We start from the raw sequence: 19,008 nt of genomic DNA, 5'->3' as shown, positions 1-19,008 counted from the left end.
TGATTGATTGGGTGTCAAGTTTTTTTATCTGAATCTATCTGAAATAAAAAATCAGTTAGATATCATCCGTGTTCCATTCCTCTATGATAGTGAAACCAGATGTTGAGGTCAAAGCAGGGTAATATGATATGAATAAAGTAAAGCTGTAGTCTTGCTTAAATCCCCGTTGAATTTTAAGACTCTTTCTGGTTTTACTTTATGGTAAGCAGATTTTTCTCATTATTAATTTTTGTAATTGGATTGGTGGTATTACAAATATAAAACGGCAACCGCTATTCAGAAAATTTTCTACATGTAATCTGAAATTTTGTAGTAGTTCTACGACTTTCCATTAATAATTCTAAAACAAATGATTAAAATAAACAAACAAATATCTCAATACCAGATCAGTATTTAACATTTTTTAATAAACAAAAGCAATTTATTTATCACTATCAATAGAAATAAACTAAAATATACTGAATCATTAACAATTAAAAAACCAGCTGCATTACGACAGCTGGTTTATATTAAATTCGGTATATATTTTTCTTACTGTTTTCTCAGTTCTGATACTTTTTTCAGATAAACATCGGTCTGGTCAAGAAAATCCTGATCAGTTTCCTGTATTGCAATGTGGGGAATGATTCCCTGTCCTTTTTTCTGATCCGGAAGATTTTGCGCATCCTGAATCACGTGGACAATAGAAAATCCTGTCTGAATCCCTGTATTGGGAAGTTCATATACCAGCGGAAGATGTCCGTTATGTTCATAATATCCACCTACTGTTTCTTTCCCAATCACTACTGCATTGGTGTAAGATTTAATAAGTGAAGCCAGATGTGAAGCTGCGGAAGCTACCCTTTGGTCTACAAGCAGGTAAATCTGTCCTTTAAACGTTCTTTCATTAGGCATAATGGATGGATTTTTGCCATCCGCCCAATAATATTTTCCCTGTACGTTTTTAGGATAAAGCTGTTTCAGATAGGCATTCAATCCATGTTTATCCTGTACTCCATTGGAAAGAAAAAGAGGTGTTATGACCAGTTTTTCTTCCAGGGGAACTTCGTTAAATTGAGTATAAGCATAATGGCTGTCGCGGAAAGGTCTTTGTGTAAGATAGGAAAATACTTTTTCATAAAGAGCTCCCGTACCTCCTGTATTTCCTCTGAGATCAATGATCAGATTCTGTATTTTTTCCTGCTCCAGAGTATCCATCATCTGATCAAGAAAAACACTGAATTTTTTATAAGCAGGATCTTCTTTTCCGGTTGCAAAATCGAAGCCTCTCAAAGAAAGTCTGTAAATTCCTTCTCCTTCTTTACTAAAACTATATTTCTCAGACAACAGTTTTTTATCAAAAGTAAGTGAATATCTTGATTCCTGAAGTTTTTTAAAGCTTTCCAAGGGTATTCCCGGCAGGGAAACTTCTTTTACAACTCCATTCCATTGATATTGGATCAAATACTCTTTATGGTTTCCGAATTCTATATAAAATTTATCCAGCATCCCTCTTTCAAAACCTGTGGTTTCCTTGTAAGGCATGGAATACCCGTCAGAAAAATAGTACTGGGAAAAGCGTCTTATCATTTGTTTTGCAGAAACTCCGTTGATGGAAAGGATTTCGGCCCCAAGAGGCACGGCTGTATCTTTAGAGTCCTGAAGCAGGCGTCCATCAATATTCTTCAGTGTGATGGGAAGGTATTCTGGTTTCTGAGTAAGATAATATGAAGCATGATTGGGTAGATCTGTATAATTATGACAGCTCCCTTCAAATCCGGTAAGTTGGGTAATAACTTTATAGAAATCGAAAATATTTTTACTGTTCCGGGCTTTTTCTTCCGCCTGCTGGTAGATGCTGTCTATTTGTTTTTTATTTCTGTAAACATACAGTCCGGAATTTGCTTTTTCCCTGATAGAACGGAATGTTCTCAGATCTTCTACAAACTGATCGGAAGTGAACTGGCCATTCAAAACAGGTACATTTTTGGATTCTGTGATAGTGACTTTTACCGCTTTGCTCTTTTCAAGATAAGATTTGGCCCATATTTTTACTTCATATTTTTTTCCTTTTTCAGGAGTAAAATATAAACGTTCAATACTTTTTATTCCACGGGAATCATCCTGTTCTTTTATTTTTTTTCCATCCATCAACAATGCAACTCCCAGATTGGCATCAGCAGACTGTATTGAGATCCATGAAGGTTTATGAGATTGTGGCAAATATTTCACGGTATCACCCGGTTTGATTATAGAATTGGTCTGTGCATATGTACTGTTTAAAAACAGTAAAAGAGGAATGATAAGAGGTCTGGCCATTATTATTTTTTGAATGGGCTAATATACAAATTAACCTCAGTCATTCCTTTTCAACACTATAATTTCACACTCATTTCCTGTACTTCTTCTGCGGAGAAACCATAGATCTGCGGTGTCTTTACATCCAGAAGGTTCAGATAGATGTATAGTTCTGCCCGGTGGTGGATTTCATGCTCTATCATAGCACGGAGCCATTTCCATATAGAAATTTCACTGTTAGCAGGAGTCAGGCATTTCCTGGTGAGGTCTTCGTCGGTAAGCCCATTAATAATTCCAAGGGTTTGCCTGTGCATTTCATTAAAAAACGTAACTGTATTTTCGTAACCGTCAGCCAGTTCTTTTCCACATCCAGGATAAGCACTTTTTCTCCCTGCAATGGTTTCTCCATACATATATCGCTCAATGGCTGCAATATGTCTTATCTGGTCACCAATGGTAAATTTTCCGGGTTTATAGGAAAAATCAATATGCTGCGGAGGAACAGCTTCTATAATACGGTTGGTTCTCTCTCTTATTTTTCCATAATAATCTATGAATGACTGTACTGTTTTTATTTCCATATTTTTGTTTTGTCAGGTCCTGTTCTATCAAGTGAATATAAGAAATCTAATGAAAATAAGATTTTGATTTTTATTATAAATCATCCATAAGGTTAAAAAAATCACCAATAAGCGATATTAAAATTTGGAATCTCCGTAAATAACCGATATTTTAGTTAAAAAATAACCATGATGAAAATAGGAATATCTTTGTGTATTATATTATCTGGTTTCAGCTGTGTCACGGCTCAATCCACAAAAATTGATACTGAAAAGCTCCTTGAATATTATGAAACACAGCGTTATGCCGATGCTGCTAACTATCTTCAGAGCATATATCCCGGAGAGACACAGGATATAAAAGCCCTTTCACAAATAGCTTATTGCAATATGATGGCCGGAAAGCTGCAGGAAGCAGAAAAAAATTATCAGAAAATCAATACCATTCAGCCGAACAGCCTGCCTACTCTATTCAGTCTGACCAGCATCAATTCCAGAAGGGGAAATGTGGCCAATGCCAAAGCTTATCTTGAGCAGATCATTCAGCTTGACAGCCTTAACTTCAGTGCTTATAAACAGCTTGCAGCCTATGCAGACAATCCTGAATCCAGGCTCAATTATCTCAAAAAAGCAAATACTCTTAATGCTGCTGATCCTGATGTTGCTTATGATCTTTCTCTAGCCTACAGCAGTCTTAAACAATACCAACCTGCTTATGATGTATTGAAAACGGCTATCGCAGCTGATCCTGAAAACTTCACTTTACAACAGGCATTACTGCCGGTTGCTAACCAGCTCACGAAATATCAGGAAGTGATTGAAATTGGTGAAAAGCTGCTGAAAAATCATGCTGATGTCAATGTAATGAACGATATGGGACAGGCTTATTTCTATGTAAAGGATTATCAGAAATGTATCACGCTTTACAAAACTTTGGAAGATATAGGTGTACAAAATGAAGGCACTTTCTATTACATGGCATTGAGCTATCGTGAGCTGAAAGATTACAATAAAGCTGAAATCTATGCACAAAAGACTATTGATGAAGCGGTTTCAAAGCACACCACTGTTTACTATGCTGCGCTGGCAGGTATTCATGAAGCTAAAAACCAGTATAATGACGCAGTGACAGCTTATAAAAGAGGACTAACCTTTGGCACCAGCAATATTATTTATTACCGTTTAGGACTTCTTTATGATCTCAATCTGAAGCAGCCTAAAAATGCAGCAATATATTATCAGATGTACCTTAAAAACAGTCCGGACCAGGAAAAGGAAAAAGAGCAGATTGCTTATGCAAAAGGAAGAATCCCTGCTTTAAAATAAAATCAGAAAACGGGTACAGCATTTTGTGATTATAGTCACAAGTGGGACATTCACTGATCTGTTAATTTTGTATTCAACAATAAAAAACAATATTTATGGACCATACCATTCAAAACATTGCAGAACAGTTTATCCAGTATTTAAATGAAGAAAACTTTGATAAGGCGGAAAGCTGTCTTGATCCTGATTTTAAATTTACAGGAGTATTGGGAAAAAGAGAGGGAGCTTCTATTTATATAAAAGATATGAAGCAGATGAAATTCAAATATGAAATTCTTAAGGCTTTTACATCCGGAGAAGATGTATGTTTCTGGTATAATATCAACATGGGAAAAAAAACAATAGAATCTTCAGGATGGTATCATATACAGAATGGGAAAATCGTAACATTAAAGGTACTGTTTGATCCCAGACCTTTACTGGACAAATAAAGAATGATTTAAATCCTGATAAATACTGAATCCGATTATAATTTTTGGACACAGATATTTCAACAGGTAAAAGGTGGTTTTAAAAATATTAAAAAGATCGTCTCCATTCCTCTCCCTTAGTCGTTATATAAAAAAGAATATAGTTTTATGAAAGAATTTGCATTGATCTTCAGACTGAAAGATATTTCTGATTTTAAACCTACTTCGGAACAGATCCGGGAACGTATGATATGGCTGGAAAATATTGCTGCTCAAAATAAACTGGTGGATAAGGGAAATACTTTATTACCTGCTCCGGGAAAAGCTAAAACCGTAAAACCTGACCATATTGTAACGGATGGCCCCTATACTGAAATTAAAGAGTTCATCAGCGGATATATTATTGTAAGGGCTGAATCTATTGAGGAAGCCGTCGAAATGGCGAAGGAAAATCCCATTTTTAAAATCGGAGGAAATATTGAGGTCCGTGAAGTTTTGAAGGTGAATCAATAAGATGGAAGATTGGGACTGGAAGTTGTGACAATTGAAGTGTTTTTCATTGAACATCTTTTAATTAAATCCATCCCACTTTTTTTCTCCAAACCGTATATTCAACATCTTTGCTGTCAATTTCCGGAATGTCTTCAGGTTCCGGAATTTTATTGATATCTGTCATGGATAATGCCGGCAGGCTTACTGTTTCACGCATTTTGTTTAAGTTTTCTTTCTTTTCTACAGGATAAATGGTTCCATCGGCGGTTAACTGTGTCCCATATCTTTGGGGCTTGCTCTGAAAAACCTGGATACGGTCGTATAAATAAGCTTTGTGAACAGGGCTGATATCAGGATAATTCTCTTCCATCATGGCATAACATGCTTTCATAAATTCAGGTTCGCTGATGGCATGCTGAATAATCAGCCAGGCAGCATCATTTGCCTTTTCTCCTACTTTTGAGATGGTAGGATAACCAATTTCAGCGATGATTTCCCTTAGCCGCACTGCATTGGCCTTATGGATTTTTTCCATTTCAGGATGATAGCCTCCATAAAGCTCTCCGGTTGTTAACAGTTTTTCTCTGACTACCAGATCTTTGTCAGCCAGATCAATCAGTTCTTTTTCAAAAGGAAGATAATTCATAGTATAAATGATCATTGGTGATAGATAAATGATGAGTTTGAATATTCTCTATATGATTTTACCAAGAATAAAGTTTACTCTGTCTTGTACCGGAAGCTTCGGAACTTCTATGATAGTATAGCCGTATTCCTGATAAATTTCTTTCATGCATTCAAAGGTTTCTCCTGCTTTTTCAAAGGTCTGTTTTCTTTCAGCATCATTTTCGTAGATTTCTTTCCACGGTGGAAGAATGAAAATATTGTTCTGATAAACCATATCCCCAGCTTTTGATGCCATTGATGCCGGAACGGGAATATTTTCAAGTCTCATATAACCAAGTGTATCCAATATTCCACGGTCAAAGAAAACAGGTTTTGTATGAACTGCCTGACTTATTTTCTGATAGGTTTTTACAGATTCTTCAAACATCAGTTCTGCAAAAAGTTCTTTGTTGAGCCACGGAAGCCCTTCACCACCGGAGCCCATCTGCTCCTTAATGACTCTCCTTCCTTCTTCCGGGACTGTTATCAATCCCTGATGGTTTAATTCATCCAGTAAGGTTGTCTTTCCCGCTCCCGGGCCCCCGGTAATAATATATAATGCTGACATATTCTGCTTCATAGATTTGGATTATATTAAAAAACAACCACACAGCACAACAGAAATTTTACACTGTAGATACTATTTATTATTTCTAATGATACTTTTATAGGTGTTAATCCGGTCCTCTTCCCGGTGCATATTGCACAATATCAGAAGATCATCCGTATTGTACTTTTCTGAAACCTGATCTAGCCTCTGACTGACAGATGACGGTGTTTCTGTAATAATCCGGTCTAAAACAGTAAAGAACTCTTCTTCATCTTTTGTTCCCAAAATCTTCTGTTCCACAGCTTCAGGAGAAAGAACAGCATTGGGACTTGCCAATTGCCGGGACTGCAAAAACTGATAAGCCATTCCATAAGCATTTCTTCTGGCTGCTTCAGTTGTATCTGCTACTGATACAGCCACTGCTACCTGTAAGGAAGGCTGTGGAAAATACTTTATTCTGTCAAATTCTCTGAGATAAGCATCGGTATTTTCCATCCCACCTTCATTGTTCATAAAAGCAGCGAACGAATATCCAATCCCATGCTTTGCAGCTTCCATGGCAGAAGTCATTCCTGACCCCAGCCACATGATTTCAGGGATATGGTCTACATGGGCGGGCTGGGCAATAAGCCCGTCATACAGACCTTCTTCATCTCTGATGTATTGGATAATCTCTTCCAGTTTAGTCTCCATATTGGATAAAATCACAGGCCTGTTGTTATTGAGAGCCATTACAGCATCTTTTAGCCCTCCCGGTGCTTTTCCCAAACCCAGAATAAAACGCTTGGGATATAGAGTTGACAGCATTTTGGCCCATTCTGCAATTTTATAGGCAGAATAGTTTCTCATCATGATACCTGCTGTTCCTACTTTGATACGGTTTGTTTTACTGAGGACAACTGCTGCCAGAATTTCAGGACTGGAACTTCCATAGGCCTCTACTCCATGATGTTCGGAATACATAATGCTATGAAACCCCGTTTCTTCAGCCAATACTGCAAGATTAAGGCTATTTTTCAAGGCAGATGCGGCATGATCTCCCATTGTTGTAGGTGACTGATCTAATATCCCTAATTTCAACTTCATAGTATCAAATGAATTTATGGTGAAGTTATAAAAAAAGCTCTATCTGATAGAGAAATACTTATTTATTATTCTTTCGGCGGAAAGATAATTCCTTCCTCTCTGATCAGCTCATATCCGAAACTCATAATGGTTTCAATAACCGGAATGGCTCTCTTCCCCTTCTCTGTAAGGCTGTACTCTACTTTCGGAGGAACTACGGGAAATACTTCACGATAAACCATACCTTTTGCTTCCAGTTCACGCAGCTGGCTGGTCAGCATCTTATCTGTAATATGGGGAATATCCTTTTTCAGCTCGCTGAAACGGAGTGGCTTTTCCTGCAACCTCCACAGAATCGGCATTTTCCAGGTTCCGCCGATATGGCTTAATGCGAATTCAATAGGAGTATAATATAATCTTTTATCATGGAAAAACTGAGGCATGGCAATCTTATTTTTAATTGAACTTTCAAAAAAGTAAGTATAGAACCAAAAGGTAAGTATATCATTTTTTGAAAGTCTATTCTGCAAATTTGCAAAAAAATAATGAAAATGAATAGAAATCTTTATGTGCTGGCACTGGGTGTTTTCGGAATCACCACTACAGAATTCGGAGTGATAGGAGTATTGCCGGAACTCGCTTCCTCATTCCGAATCTCCATTGAAAAAGCGGGGTGGCTGTTGAGTGCTTTTGCCTTGATCGTTGCTGTTTTTGGGCCATTTATGCTTCTTGTATTGTCTTCTTTCAAAAGGAAAAACTTATTGATCCTTTCTTTATCGGTTTTTGTGGCAGCCAATATCCTGTCTGCCTTTATAACTAATTTTTATCTGCTTCTTGGTATCAGAATGATGCCTGCATTTTTCCATCCTGTATACTGGTCCATTGCTTTATCTGTTGCCGGACAAACCTCAGATCCTGCGCAAAAATCCAGAGCTGTAAGCATCATTTTTTCCGGGCTTACCTCAGCAACTGTTCTGGGAGTTCCATTAGCCGCTTTTATGTCTGATCTTTTTTCCTGGCAATCTTCTTTTTTACTTACCGCTTTCATTAATGGAATTGCTCTTGCCGGAGTATGGTTTTATTTGCCATCTCTTCAAAATACAGGCATATCATTAAATAAGTTTCCAAACAGAATATTCCTGAATAAAAATCTATGGAATGGGCTCTTTCTTGCATTCTTTACCATTGCAGCAATGTACTCAAGCTACGGCTATATGGCAGATTTTTTAAAGAATGTCACCAAAATGGATGGAAAACAAATCAGTATGATGCTTTTCCTGTTCGGAACGGCAGGCATTGCCGGAAATAAAATTGCCGGAAAATATATGAGCAGATTTCCGTTTAAGACGACTCTTCTTTTTTTAATTTTATTATCAGGTATTCATCTCCTGATGGGGCATTACGGCAGCGATTTTGCACCTGCGATTTTGATTACAGGATGTTGGGGTCTGGTTCATTCCGGAGGATTTCTGATCAGTAATATCAATGTAACATCATCTGCATCAGAAACCTCTGAGTTCATCAACAGTATTTTTACTTCCTGCGGAAATTTTGCTGTTACAGCCGGAACGCTGTTTGGAGGAGTCTGGATTGTTCATTATGGTATAGAAAATATAATGTGGTCAGGCATCCTAGGTCTTGTTCCTGCTCTGATTATGCTGCTTTTCAGAAAAAAATAGTTTTAAAGGCAATATAACATAAATAACTTAGAATAAATTTGTTTCAGGCTATTAATATTATTTTCTTAAGATACTGTATATAAAAGTCAGCAATACCGCCCCAATTATGATCATTAACCACCAGTATGGTAAAACCCATAGAATAAAGTATTTCAGGGAATTGATCGGATAAGACACAACATTATCCGATGGATATACCTGTTGGAAAGCCGAATCAGTAAGCCCCAGAATATAGACTATAAGAGATAATATAAGAATGTTTACAACAAATGTTTTTAAAATATTTTTTTTCATACTGACCCATCCATACATGGTTACTCTAGATTTTTCTGGAATAATGCTTACTTCTGATCCTGATTTTTGCGACTGTCCTTTATAATAGTTATTGCGACAAAATAAATCAGAAGCACAAGCATATGGACTCCAGACACAACAAGCAGAAAAAACCACCATACAAGCCTGGCTCCTCCATTGCTGTCATATATAAAATGATAGTATAATATTGAATTGTATAAACAAAATAATATCATATTGACACTGCCAAGCTTCCAATTGTGTCTGAAGGATATGATCATAAATAAAAAACAGACTATTGAAACTGTATATAAAAGTTGGTTTTCATTCATTGATCACCAAATTATTTATTCCCCGTTTTAAATTTTATAAGAAGGTTTTCATCTTTCAAAGGGTAACCGTCTTTAGAAGCAAAACTTTTATTCGTAATGACAAACTCATACTCTTTACCTGGTTTCAGATCTACTCCCAGAACCAAAGTTTTATCACCATTTTCCATTCCGATAACTTTGGTGATCGGCATATATTCTTTTCCTTTATCGGAAAGATTGAATGAATAATTTCCCGGCACCATTTCTTTTGAGAAAGTAATTCTTATTTCTTTTATATCTGCATTTACATTCACTGTCCCGTTTGCAGGGTCGGTTTTTACAACATAGGGTAAGTTTTTTTCATATTCACTGATCAATTTTTGCTTATCTATTTTTTCAGTAAAAAACTTTGATCTGGTAAGGAAATCTTCAACAGCTTTATCATTATTATAATTAAGTTCAATAATATCTTTAACTGCCTTTTTTTTATCTTTGGCATTCCGGTAGTAGGATTTACAGATCTCATATCCTATATAATAGCCAAGATCAGCACTTTCTCCTTTCTGTCTTCCATTATAAAGCCAGTTTGTGAAATTTCCGGTGAACATTTCTTTTTTAAACAGGTTTTTCACCTCAGCTGTATGCGCTGCTCCGTAAGAAAGATACTTCCTTTCCAAAGGCTTATTCATGACCAGCTCGGCCATCAGATCACAGGCACCTTCTTTGATAGATTGGCTTAAAACCCTTCTGCGGTCCCCGGTCTGCTGGGTATGGATATATTCATGAACATTTAAAGAGACGATATTATCCAGAGACTGCATTGCAAAAACACTTTTCAGCCATTCATCTTTTAATTCTGAAATATCTGTAGAAGGAAGCCCTGTAGCAAGTTCGGCTCCTACCAGCACCATTTTTCCACTCACCGTTCCTCCTGAATTAAGCCCGCCTATCGTAAAATACATTTCGGCTTCTTTAAGGTCCGGATAGATCTCCTTCAGCTTGATAATACTGGCTTCCAGTTCATTTGTTTTGGTTTTTATCGTCAGAGTGTTGGGTCTGATTGAGTTCAAGAATTTAGGATACTTTTCAATGATGTTTACAAACACCGTATCATTATAATCCCTGGCTTTCATAAAGGCTTTCAGACCTGGTGTTCCTTTGTCTGTATAGAGTTTCTTAATCAGAGCAAGTTTTTGGGTATGATCGTTTGTTTTTTGAATGCTGTCATAGGCTACCCAAAAATTGTCAATATCTGAAGTAAAAATTTTTGCTGATTTCTGTGAGAAAGCACTTGCAAATACAAGTGAAAGAATGATTGTTGAAATGCGTTTCATGGTTATTTTAATATTAACAGGTATAGTTTTCCAATGGTATATCTTAATACCCATCAAAAGATATTCTTATTTATGAAATACAAATATACCTTTTTAATTATTTATCAAAACCGGCAGATTATTTTATTTTTTAATTCTATTTATAATAGTTCCAAATAATTTCAATTATTTTCATTTATTATCGTAAATATTTAATACTTTAGCTTAATAATTTAAACGAATGGGAATACGCCTTAAACCGATTGATATTGTAGATGACATTTCACAAGAAGAATTCCGTGAAAAATATCTAAAGCCATGTAAGCCAGTGGTAATCAGAAATATGGCAAGAAAGTGGCCTGCTTATCAAAAATGGACGATGGAGTATATGAAAGAAGTGGTTGGTGATGTTATAGTTCCCCTTTACGACAGTTCGAAAGCAGATCCTGCAGCTCCTATCAATACGCCAACGACAAAAATGCCTTTCAGTGAATATGTTGATCTTATTCAGAAGGAGCCTACAGACCTGAGAATATTTTTCTTTGATCCTATCAAATTTGCCCCAAAACTTTTAGAAGACTATGTTCCGCCAAAGAATCTGATGGGGGGGTTTTTAGATAAATATCCAAGTATGTTTTTCGGAGGTAAAGGTTCTGTAACTTTCCTTCATTATGATATTGATATGCCACATATTTTCCATACCCATTTCAATGGAAGAAAGCACGTTCTTCTGTTTGAATACAAATGGAAAACACGTCTGTATAAACTTCCTTATGCTACCTATGCACTGGAAGATTATGATATCGCCAATCCTGATTTTGAAAAATTCCCGGCACTGGATGGGATTGAAGGGATTGAGTGTTTTCTGGAACACGGAGATACTTTATTCATGCCTACCGGATGGTGGCACTGGATGAAATATCTGGACGGATCTTTCTCTATTTCTCTGAGAGCATGGGATAAAAGCTGGGCGGTAAAAGCTCACTCTCTCTGGAATCTTGCCATTCAGCGTAATTTTGACAACTTTATGAAAGGCCGTTACAAAAAGAGGTATATGGACTGGAAAGAAAGAAAAGCCGTAGAAAAAGCCAATATTGCTTTGAAAAAAGGGCTTCCCAAATAGTAAAAAAACTTTTAAATAAAAAAGAGTGGGTGATTTTGATTCAAGCATCCACTCTTTTTTATTTCCCTTTTAAAATATAACGTAAAAATTAACTAAATTGCATAAGATGTTCCCTTAATACTTCGTATATGTTTGAAAAGTTGATAGACAGCTTTGAGAAGCTATGCCTTCAGATCATTATTGAAATACTATTGGTTCCGGTCACCATTTTCAAGTTGTTTCAGGATCCCCGCCGCTGCTACGATCTTTCTGTACACGAAATGGAAAAAGAAGAAACCGAACGTTTTCATGACTACCTGTCTCCTATTAAGCTTTCTGTTTATACGTCTGTAATTGTCTCTGTGCTTTTAATGGATTACAGCGGTGAGCACAATATTATTTCGAAGATTAAGGGATTAAGCATGGTAGAAAAAGCACTCTTTATATTTTTGATGAATAATATTACTGCTGTCATATTCAGTGTTGCTTTATTATGGTACAAAAGGGAGAAAGTAAATACAGTAACTTTCCGAACATTATTATTTTCTTTTATTTATACAACCGTTTATACCTCTACTCCTTTTTTTATATTAATCAGTTCAGCTATGTTTCTGGGGCAAACATTGAATGTAGAAGCTTATCTGGACCGTCTTGGTAAAGTGAATGAATATGGAACAAGAGATTATCTGTTTTTTCTGGTCTTTCTGGTTTTTATTATCATTGGAATTATTGGAGTCTTTAAGCTATTCAAAGCGCTCCATTATATTCTGAAGAATAATTTCAGCTATCACCCATATGTGGTATGGTTTTTCACAGTCCTCTTTTTTGTGGTCCAGCTTTATTATGCCAGAGGATTCATTTAGAAACCAATACATACAAGTCTGTTCATATTTTGCTTACCTTTGTAAAAATTTCACATCATGCCCAAACCCCGAGAAAGAATATTAAGCACAGCAATGGTACTCTTCCATAGACAGGGTTATAACAATACGGGAATCAATCAGATTATTGATGAGGCCGATGTATCAAAAGCAAGTTTCTACCAGCATTTTAAATCCAAAGATGATCTTTGTATCGAATTCCTCAACAGAAGGTACGATTATTGGGTATCTGAACTTGAAAAATTCACATCAGAATCAAAAACATTACAGGAAAAACTTCAGAAATCCTTTGATTTTCTGATTCATATGAATGAAAGAGAAGATTTCAGGGGATGCAGCTTTCTGAATATCCTGTCTGAGATTCCTGCCGATAAAGAAGAAATCCACAAGGTCATCCGTCATCATAAAAATAAACTGAGAGAAGGCTTTAATGAGGATATTCAGAATGATATTACTTCGGCTCATATCTATCTTCTTTTTGAAAGCTCTATACTTACCAGCCAGCTTTACAGGTCTAATGAGCTGATCGAAAAATCTAAGATCATCGTATATGACCTACTTAATACTCCACATTAAACGAGAATTTTAATTTTAGGCTAAAGCCATCCCTATTGAATTCAGATGTTTAAAGGAACATCTTTTATCTTTTATCTTTTATCTTTTATCTTTTATCTTTTATCTTTTATCTTTTATCTTTTATCTTTTATCTTTTATCAATTCTCTGTATTAACAATTATTAAAAAAACCTTAATTTTCTCTTCAACCCCTTTTCCTTACTGAAGATTACTTTTGTTTCAATTTTTATCTAAAAAAGGAAAAGTGAAAAAAATTTTTACAACTGTTTTATTTTGTGCCTCTGTCTTTTTCTATGCACAATCCGGCTCTCTTTCCGGAAACATCAACGATGATTCGAAAATAGCCCTGCCGGGAGCCAAGATCTCCCTAAGCCCGGGAAATATCTATACAACTTCTGATGAACACGGAAATTTTGTTTTCCTAAACGTTCCTCCAGGAACTTATACCATGAAAATTGATTATCTGGGGTATGGAACTCATGAGTACAAAGTGACCGTGGAGCCTGAAAAAAATACCCGTCAGAATATTATTTTTGACAAGAAAGAAACATCTATTGCAGAAGTTGTAGTATCAGGAGCAACATTAAAAAATCAGGCAAGAGCATTAAACAAGCAAAAGAACAACGCCAATATAACCAATGTAATTTCTTCCGATCAGATTGGCCGCTTCCCTGATGCCAATATTGGGGATGCTCTGAAGCGTGTTCCCGGAATTACCATACAGAATGACCAGGGAGAGGCAAGAAATCTTATTATCAGGGGACTTGCACCCAACCTTAACTCCGTTACCCTCAATGGCGACAGAATTCCTTCTGCTGAAGGTGATAACCGGAATGTACAGATGGATCTGATTCCTTCAGATATGATCTCTACGATAGAGGTTAATAAAACCCTGACTCCGGATATGGATGCTGATGCTATCGGAGGTTCTGTAAACCTTATCACCAGAGCATCCCCTAACGGACAGAGAATCTCAGCTACCCTTGCCGGAGGATACAACCCGATCCGTGAAAAAGGAAATTATACAGCCGGTTTTGTCTATGGAAACCGGTTTTTAGATAAAAAATTAGGTGCTGTATTCAGCTTTTCTTATAATAACAACAATTTTGGTTCAGATAATATAGAACCTGTATGGAGCCAGGCCAATGATCTTAAGCAGACGGTCTATGTAAGTAAAATGGGAGTACGCTATTATAATGAGCACCGTATCAGACACAGCTTTGATCTTAATATGGACTATGAATTCGATTCCAAAAACAAGATCTATGCTTCTGCGATGTACAATTTCAGAAATGACAGGGAAACCCGATACGCACTAGGATATAAAATAAAACCTGTTTACAGTGCTGATGAAACTGAAATTACAGACTGGAAAGGAAGCATTACAAGACAGAATAAAGGGGGTGATGCTGATAATGACAACACCCGTCTGGAAAAGCAGAAAGTTCAGAATTATGCTTTAAGAGGGGAACATTTATTAGGCTCTAAAGTAGATCTTGACTGGTCTGTCAACTATGCCATCGCAAGTGAAGATAAGCCTCACCAGCGTTATATAGAGTTTGAAAACAGCAAAATGAATTTCTCTCCCGACCTCAGTAATCCCGAGAAACCCATAATCAACCTTCTCGCAGCAAATAATCTGGGCAGCTATAAACTGAGTGATCTTTCGGATGCCAACAGCTTTACACAGGAGAAGGAACTGGGAGCAAAAGTGAATGTACGTTTTCCGTTTTCTGTAATTGAGGGGCAGAAAGGACGTCTTCGTACAGGTTTCCGTATGCGTCTGAAGAAAAAGGAAAGAGAGAATGATTTCTACGCTTTTACGCCTGTCAACAATATGGGAAGCCTTTTATCCGTTCCGACAATAAATCTTGACGGTCAGAACTTCCAGCCGGGAAATTATGTTCCGGGAACATTCGTTGATCCTTCTTACCTTGGAAATCTGGATTTATTCAATCCGGCGCTATTCAATGGCAAGCTGAAGCCTGAAAAGTATTTATCCAGCAACTACAATGCAAAAGAGCAGATCTATGCGGGGTATATTCGCTGGGATCAGGATTTTAATGATCAACTATCGATGATCGTTGGAGCCCGTATAGAGACAACACAGATTGATTACACCGGAAACTATGTCATGAATGAAAAGGATCTGGTAGGACAAATCAATAATACCAATACCTACACAAACGTGCTTCCGAATATTTCCTTCAAATATGTACCAGTGCAGGATCTTGTACTTCGTGCAGCGTTTACGACAGCTCTTGCACGCCCGAATTACTATTCGCTGGTTCCTTACCTGAATGTAATTTCAGAAGATGAAATCGTTGCCGCCGGAAATCCGAATCTGAAAGCAACCTATGCTTATAATTTTGATTTTATGGCAGAAAAATATTTTAAATCTGTCGGGATTCTTTCCGGAGGTGTTTTCTACAAAAACCTGAACGATTTTATTTATACCTATTCGAAAAGGAATTATACGGCCAATGATTTTGCCAATGATTTTGCAGGACAAACCAACCCGATTCCAGCCGGAGAAAGCAACTGGAAATTTACCCAGCAGCGTAACGGTGACAATGTAGATATTTATGGTTTCGAGGTTGCTCTACAAAGACAGCTTGACTTTATTCCCGGAGCTTTCTGGAAAGGACTTGGAGTGTACGTCAACTATACATACACCAAATCTAAAGCAAAAGGAATTACCAATGAAGAAGGCATTGAAAGAACAGATGTAGGTTTTCCGGGAGCAGCGCCTCATATGTTCAACGGGTCTCTTTCATGGGAAAACAAACGTTTTTCAGCCAGAATCTCCATGAATTATGCTTCTCATTATATTGATGAGCTTGGTGGCAAGGCATTTGATGACCGTTATTATGACAAACAGTTTTTCCTTGATGCCAATGCTTCCTATAAAATTACAAGCCAGCTCAGAGTTTTTGCAGAGGCCAATAATCTGACGAATCAGCCGTTAAGATACTATCAGGGAATCCCGGGCAGAACCGCTCAGGCTGAATATTACAGACCGAGGTTTACGATGGGCGTGAAATTTGATTTTTAATATATACATGAAAAACATACATTATATACTGGCTCTTTCAGTTCTTCCTTTTGTGATCAGCTGTAACGGGCAACAGCAAATAACAGAAAAATTAAAACCAATGGTAGTTACAGAGACAGTGGTTCATGACACCGATGATCCTGCGATATGGATTAATCCGCAGGACGCTTCAAAAAGTATCATCATCGGAACAGATAAAGATACTGACGGTGGGTTGTACGCCTTTGACCTTAACGGAAAAATCATCAATAAAGTTTCAGGATTAAAACGTCCTAACAATGTTGATCTTGAATATGGTTTTACTTTAAATGGAAAGAAAATCGATATTGCAGCAGTCACTGAAAGAGAAACCAATACAATAAAATTATATTCGCTTCCTGAACTGAAAAAAGTGGGAGAAATCTCTGTATTTGAAGGAGAATCAGAACGTGGCCCCATGGGGATCTCAATGTATAAAAATCCGAAAACGGGAGATATATTTGTGATTGTCGGAAGAAAATCCGGCCCGGCTGACGGCTATCTATGGCAGTATAAGCTTTCTGAGAAAAATGGTTCTATCACTGGTGAAGTTGTCCGTAAATTCGGGAAATACAGCGGATTGAAGGAGATTGAAAGCATTGCCGTAGATGACGAAATGGGTTATATCTATTACTCTGATGAGCAGTTCGGGGTTCATAAATATTATGCTGATCCGGAAAAAGGAAATGAGGAACTGGCAGTTTTCGGAAAAGGTGATTTTAAATCTGATGTGGAAGGAATTTCCATTTATCCTACTTCCAAAAGGAAAGGATATATTCTGGTTTCGAATCAACAGAATGATACTTTCAATGTCTATTTAAGGGAAGATCAGTCTAAAGGAAGGATTGCAGAAATTCCGGTTTCCACACTGGAAAGTGACGGTTCCGAAGTAACCAATGCTAACTTAGGTCCGAAATTTCCAAAAGGCGTTTTTGTTGCGATGAGCAATGGCAGAGTATTTCATTATTATGACTGGAGAATGGTTGAAAAAGCAATTAAAACCGCTGTGAAGGCTGGTAAATAAAAATAATTTTAACCAACATTGTTTTTAGGGAACGTCCATATTTACGAAAATAATAGTGATGCTACAAAACAATTAATAGAAAGTAAAGACGTTAAATTTACTTTAAATGTTTAGTGCTTAATTTTAAATTTTCTTTTAACTTATATGAATATAAATAATAAAAAAGCACCTTCGCAGGTGCTTTTTTCAAAACTAATAACCATGAATCCTAATATATATTTAACTCGATAGGATTGTAATTTTTTGCTCTATTTTCTGCTTTTTTAAGGAGATTACGTCGCTCTTCAGGGTCTTCAATAAATTTGTTATAAAGAGTTGGGTTTGTCAATTCTTTACGCTGATAGTCAAATATTTTTTCCTTTCCCACTAATTTAGCATTAGGATGTAAATTAGCAGAGCTACAATAATATTTCCTTTTTCTAAAGTTATACATTGTAAAATGATAATCATCTTTGTCATCAAATACCTCTAAAATCAATCCTGGTAATTTACTAAACTTGTATGGACCAAAAGGTAAGGGTATTTCTTTTGTAAAATATGCAATCCAGGTTCTACCATACTTTTTTGTTATAGCTTTTTGGCATTTATACTTTCCAATTGTTTTAAATTCATTTAAAAGCTGCCACTTGATATCATTAGTTTCTTCATATTTAAAGTATTCATTTGATGTTTTAAAGGTCACATAAATTTTTCCTGTTGTTGTTCCTATATTTTCTGGAAAGTCAGAAATATATTTCATTTGCTCGTCAATCGGGCTGTTTTCATGAAGCTTTTTTTCTAAACGAAGTGAATCCCCAACATATTGATTAATATTTTTATAGTAGGATTCTTTCTCATTCATCAAAAGAGCAAACGCAGCATCTTGAACAATAGCATTTTTGGTTTGGTTTTTATAAATCAATTTATAATCGGCTTCATATACAACATTAAACCCTCCTTGAGATTTAATTATGATTATAAAGAAAAAGAAAAATAGGCTGTAGTAAATTTTCATGATTTAAATAATACAAGCAAAGCATAAATAAAGCTTTGCTTGAAACTTTGAATTAGAGTTAATTAATGAATATAAAGAGTTATTCCTTTAGGTTTTGTACCACATTCATTATAATTAACAAATTGTAAGAAGTTTGTTATTTGCTCCATTGTATATCCTTCTGTCTGGGTAACATTTACTACTGTTCCACATGAAGTTCTGAATGGAAATGCGCTTACCACACCAGCTAATAAAATAGCACCTAATAAAATTGTTTTTTTCATAAATGTTTAATTTTTAAATTAATAACATATTTGTGATTGCAATCTGGTTACAATTATATGAATTAATTATTAATCACACTTACGGGAATTAGTATTTACTAAAACTTTTTTATTATATAGAATACATGCAAGGTGAAACAATGCTTTTGCTTC

18 protein-coding genes are annotated in these 19,008 nt (G+C 36.2%); 9 read left to right on the top strand and 9 right to left on the bottom strand.

Annotated features, from left to right (window positions below):
• Nucleotides 1–531 precede the first annotated feature (531 nt).
• Nucleotides 532–2,298, bottom strand: a complete 1,767-nt coding sequence (locus CRS_RS01325) for a S41 family peptidase (protein ID WP_142722297.1) — start codon at nucleotides 2,296–2,298, stop codon at nucleotides 532–534.
• Nucleotides 2,299–2,354: 56 nt separating this feature from the next.
• Nucleotides 2,355–2,858: a DinB family protein gene (locus tag CRS_RS01320; RefSeq protein ID WP_142722296.1), complete on the bottom strand. Its 504-nt coding sequence runs from the start codon at nucleotides 2,856–2,858 to the stop codon at nucleotides 2,355–2,357.
• 168 nt (nucleotides 2,859–3,026) lie between these two features.
• Here CRS_RS01320 and CRS_RS01315 point away from each other — a divergent pair, with 168 nt between their 5' ends.
• The 3 genes from CRS_RS01315 to CRS_RS01305 all read left to right on the top strand — a co-directional run bounded on the left by CRS_RS01315 (nucleotide 3,027) and on the right by CRS_RS01305 (nucleotide 5,086).
• Nucleotides 3,027–4,163 carry a lipopolysaccharide assembly protein LapB gene (locus CRS_RS01315; RefSeq protein WP_142722295.1) on the top strand — a complete coding sequence of 379 codons (1,137 nt, stop codon included), beginning with the start codon at nucleotides 3,027–3,029 and terminating at the stop codon, nucleotides 4,161–4,163.
• A 95-nt stretch (nucleotides 4,164–4,258) separates the two neighbouring features.
• A complete protein-coding gene (locus CRS_RS01310; RefSeq protein WP_142722294.1) occupies nucleotides 4,259–4,594 on the top strand; it encodes a nuclear transport factor 2 family protein in 336 nt (111 codons plus the stop codon).
• Nucleotides 4,595–4,741: 147 nt separating this feature from the next.
• Nucleotides 4,742–5,086 (top strand): YciI family protein, encoded by a 345-nt coding sequence (locus tag CRS_RS01305; protein ID WP_142722293.1) that lies wholly within the window; start codon nucleotides 4,742–4,744, stop codon nucleotides 5,084–5,086.
• A 61-nt stretch (nucleotides 5,087–5,147) separates the two neighbouring features.
• Here the strand turns inward: CRS_RS01305 and CRS_RS01300 are convergent, their stop codons facing one another.
• The 4 genes from CRS_RS01300 to CRS_RS01285 form a co-directional block, all read right to left on the bottom strand.
• A complete protein-coding gene (locus CRS_RS01300) occupies nucleotides 5,148–5,726 on the bottom strand; it encodes a DUF6624 domain-containing protein (RefSeq protein WP_228451143.1) in 579 nt (192 codons plus the stop codon).
• A gap of 33 nt (nucleotides 5,727–5,759) precedes the next feature.
• Complete coding sequence (locus CRS_RS01295; RefSeq protein ID WP_142722292.1) at nucleotides 5,760–6,311, bottom strand: AAA family ATPase; 552 nt, start codon at nucleotides 6,309–6,311, stop codon at nucleotides 5,760–5,762.
• A gap of 60 nt (nucleotides 6,312–6,371) precedes the next feature.
• Nucleotides 6,372–7,367: an MsnO8 family LLM class oxidoreductase gene (locus CRS_RS01290; protein WP_142722291.1), complete on the bottom strand. Its 996-nt coding sequence runs from the start codon at nucleotides 7,365–7,367 to the stop codon at nucleotides 6,372–6,374.
• A 65-nt stretch (nucleotides 7,368–7,432) separates the two neighbouring features.
• Nucleotides 7,433–7,789, bottom strand: a complete 357-nt coding sequence (locus CRS_RS01285) for a helix-turn-helix domain-containing protein (RefSeq protein WP_142722290.1) — start codon at nucleotides 7,787–7,789, stop codon at nucleotides 7,433–7,435.
• Between the two features lie 108 nt (nucleotides 7,790–7,897).
• Between CRS_RS01285 and CRS_RS01280 the strand changes: the two genes are divergently transcribed.
• Nucleotides 7,898–9,025, top strand: a complete 1,128-nt coding sequence (locus CRS_RS01280) for an MFS transporter (protein WP_228451142.1) — start codon at nucleotides 7,898–7,900, stop codon at nucleotides 9,023–9,025.
• A gap of 637 nt (nucleotides 9,026–9,662) precedes the next feature.
• On the opposite strand, the gene CRS_RS01270 is transcribed toward CRS_RS01280, so the two are convergent.
• Nucleotides 9,663–10,964: an Ig-like domain-containing protein gene (locus CRS_RS01270; protein ID WP_172616975.1), complete on the bottom strand. Its 1,302-nt coding sequence runs from the start codon at nucleotides 10,962–10,964 to the stop codon at nucleotides 9,663–9,665.
• Between the two features lie 220 nt (nucleotides 10,965–11,184).
• Between CRS_RS01270 and CRS_RS01265 the strand changes: the two genes are divergently transcribed.
• From CRS_RS01265 to CRS_RS01245, 5 genes are all read left to right on the top strand, one after another.
• Nucleotides 11,185–12,066: a cupin-like domain-containing protein gene (locus tag CRS_RS01265; protein WP_142722286.1), complete on the top strand. Its 882-nt coding sequence runs from the start codon at nucleotides 11,185–11,187 to the stop codon at nucleotides 12,064–12,066.
• Between the two features lie 128 nt (nucleotides 12,067–12,194).
• Nucleotides 12,195–12,908: a hypothetical protein gene (locus CRS_RS01260; RefSeq protein ID WP_142722285.1), complete on the top strand. Its 714-nt coding sequence runs from the start codon at nucleotides 12,195–12,197 to the stop codon at nucleotides 12,906–12,908.
• Between the two features lie 57 nt (nucleotides 12,909–12,965).
• Entirely contained in the window at nucleotides 12,966–13,502 is a 537-nt protein-coding gene (locus tag CRS_RS01255; RefSeq protein WP_142722284.1) for a TetR/AcrR family transcriptional regulator, read from the top strand.
• A 243-nt stretch (nucleotides 13,503–13,745) separates the two neighbouring features.
• Nucleotides 13,746–16,556 carry a TonB-dependent receptor gene (locus CRS_RS01250; RefSeq protein ID WP_142722283.1) on the top strand — a complete coding sequence of 937 codons (2,811 nt, stop codon included), beginning with the start codon at nucleotides 13,746–13,748 and terminating at the stop codon, nucleotides 16,554–16,556.
• A gap of 7 nt (nucleotides 16,557–16,563) precedes the next feature.
• Nucleotides 16,564–17,598 carry a phytase gene (locus CRS_RS01245; protein WP_142722282.1) on the top strand — a complete coding sequence of 345 codons (1,035 nt, stop codon included), beginning with the start codon at nucleotides 16,564–16,566 and terminating at the stop codon, nucleotides 17,596–17,598.
• A 208-nt stretch (nucleotides 17,599–17,806) separates the two neighbouring features.
• Here CRS_RS01245 and CRS_RS01235 read toward each other — a convergent pair whose 3' ends face one another.
• Nucleotides 17,807–18,592: a GLPGLI family protein gene (locus CRS_RS01235; RefSeq protein ID WP_142722281.1), complete on the bottom strand. Its 786-nt coding sequence runs from the start codon at nucleotides 18,590–18,592 to the stop codon at nucleotides 17,807–17,809.
• Between the two features lie 62 nt (nucleotides 18,593–18,654).
• The gene (locus CRS_RS01230; protein WP_142722280.1) at nucleotides 18,655–18,855 is read right to left on the bottom strand and encodes a hypothetical protein; all 201 of its coding nucleotides are present in this window, start codon (nucleotides 18,853–18,855) and stop codon (nucleotides 18,655–18,657) included.
• Nucleotides 18,856–19,008 lie beyond the last annotated feature (153 nt).

It is taken from the genome of Chryseobacterium sp. ON_d1 (genome assembly GCF_006829085.1).
Lineage (GTDB): Bacteria > Bacteroidota > Bacteroidia > Flavobacteriales > Weeksellaceae > Chryseobacterium.
Note: the sequence above shows the minus strand (reverse complement) of the source record. Positions and strands in the feature narration are given on the sequence as shown.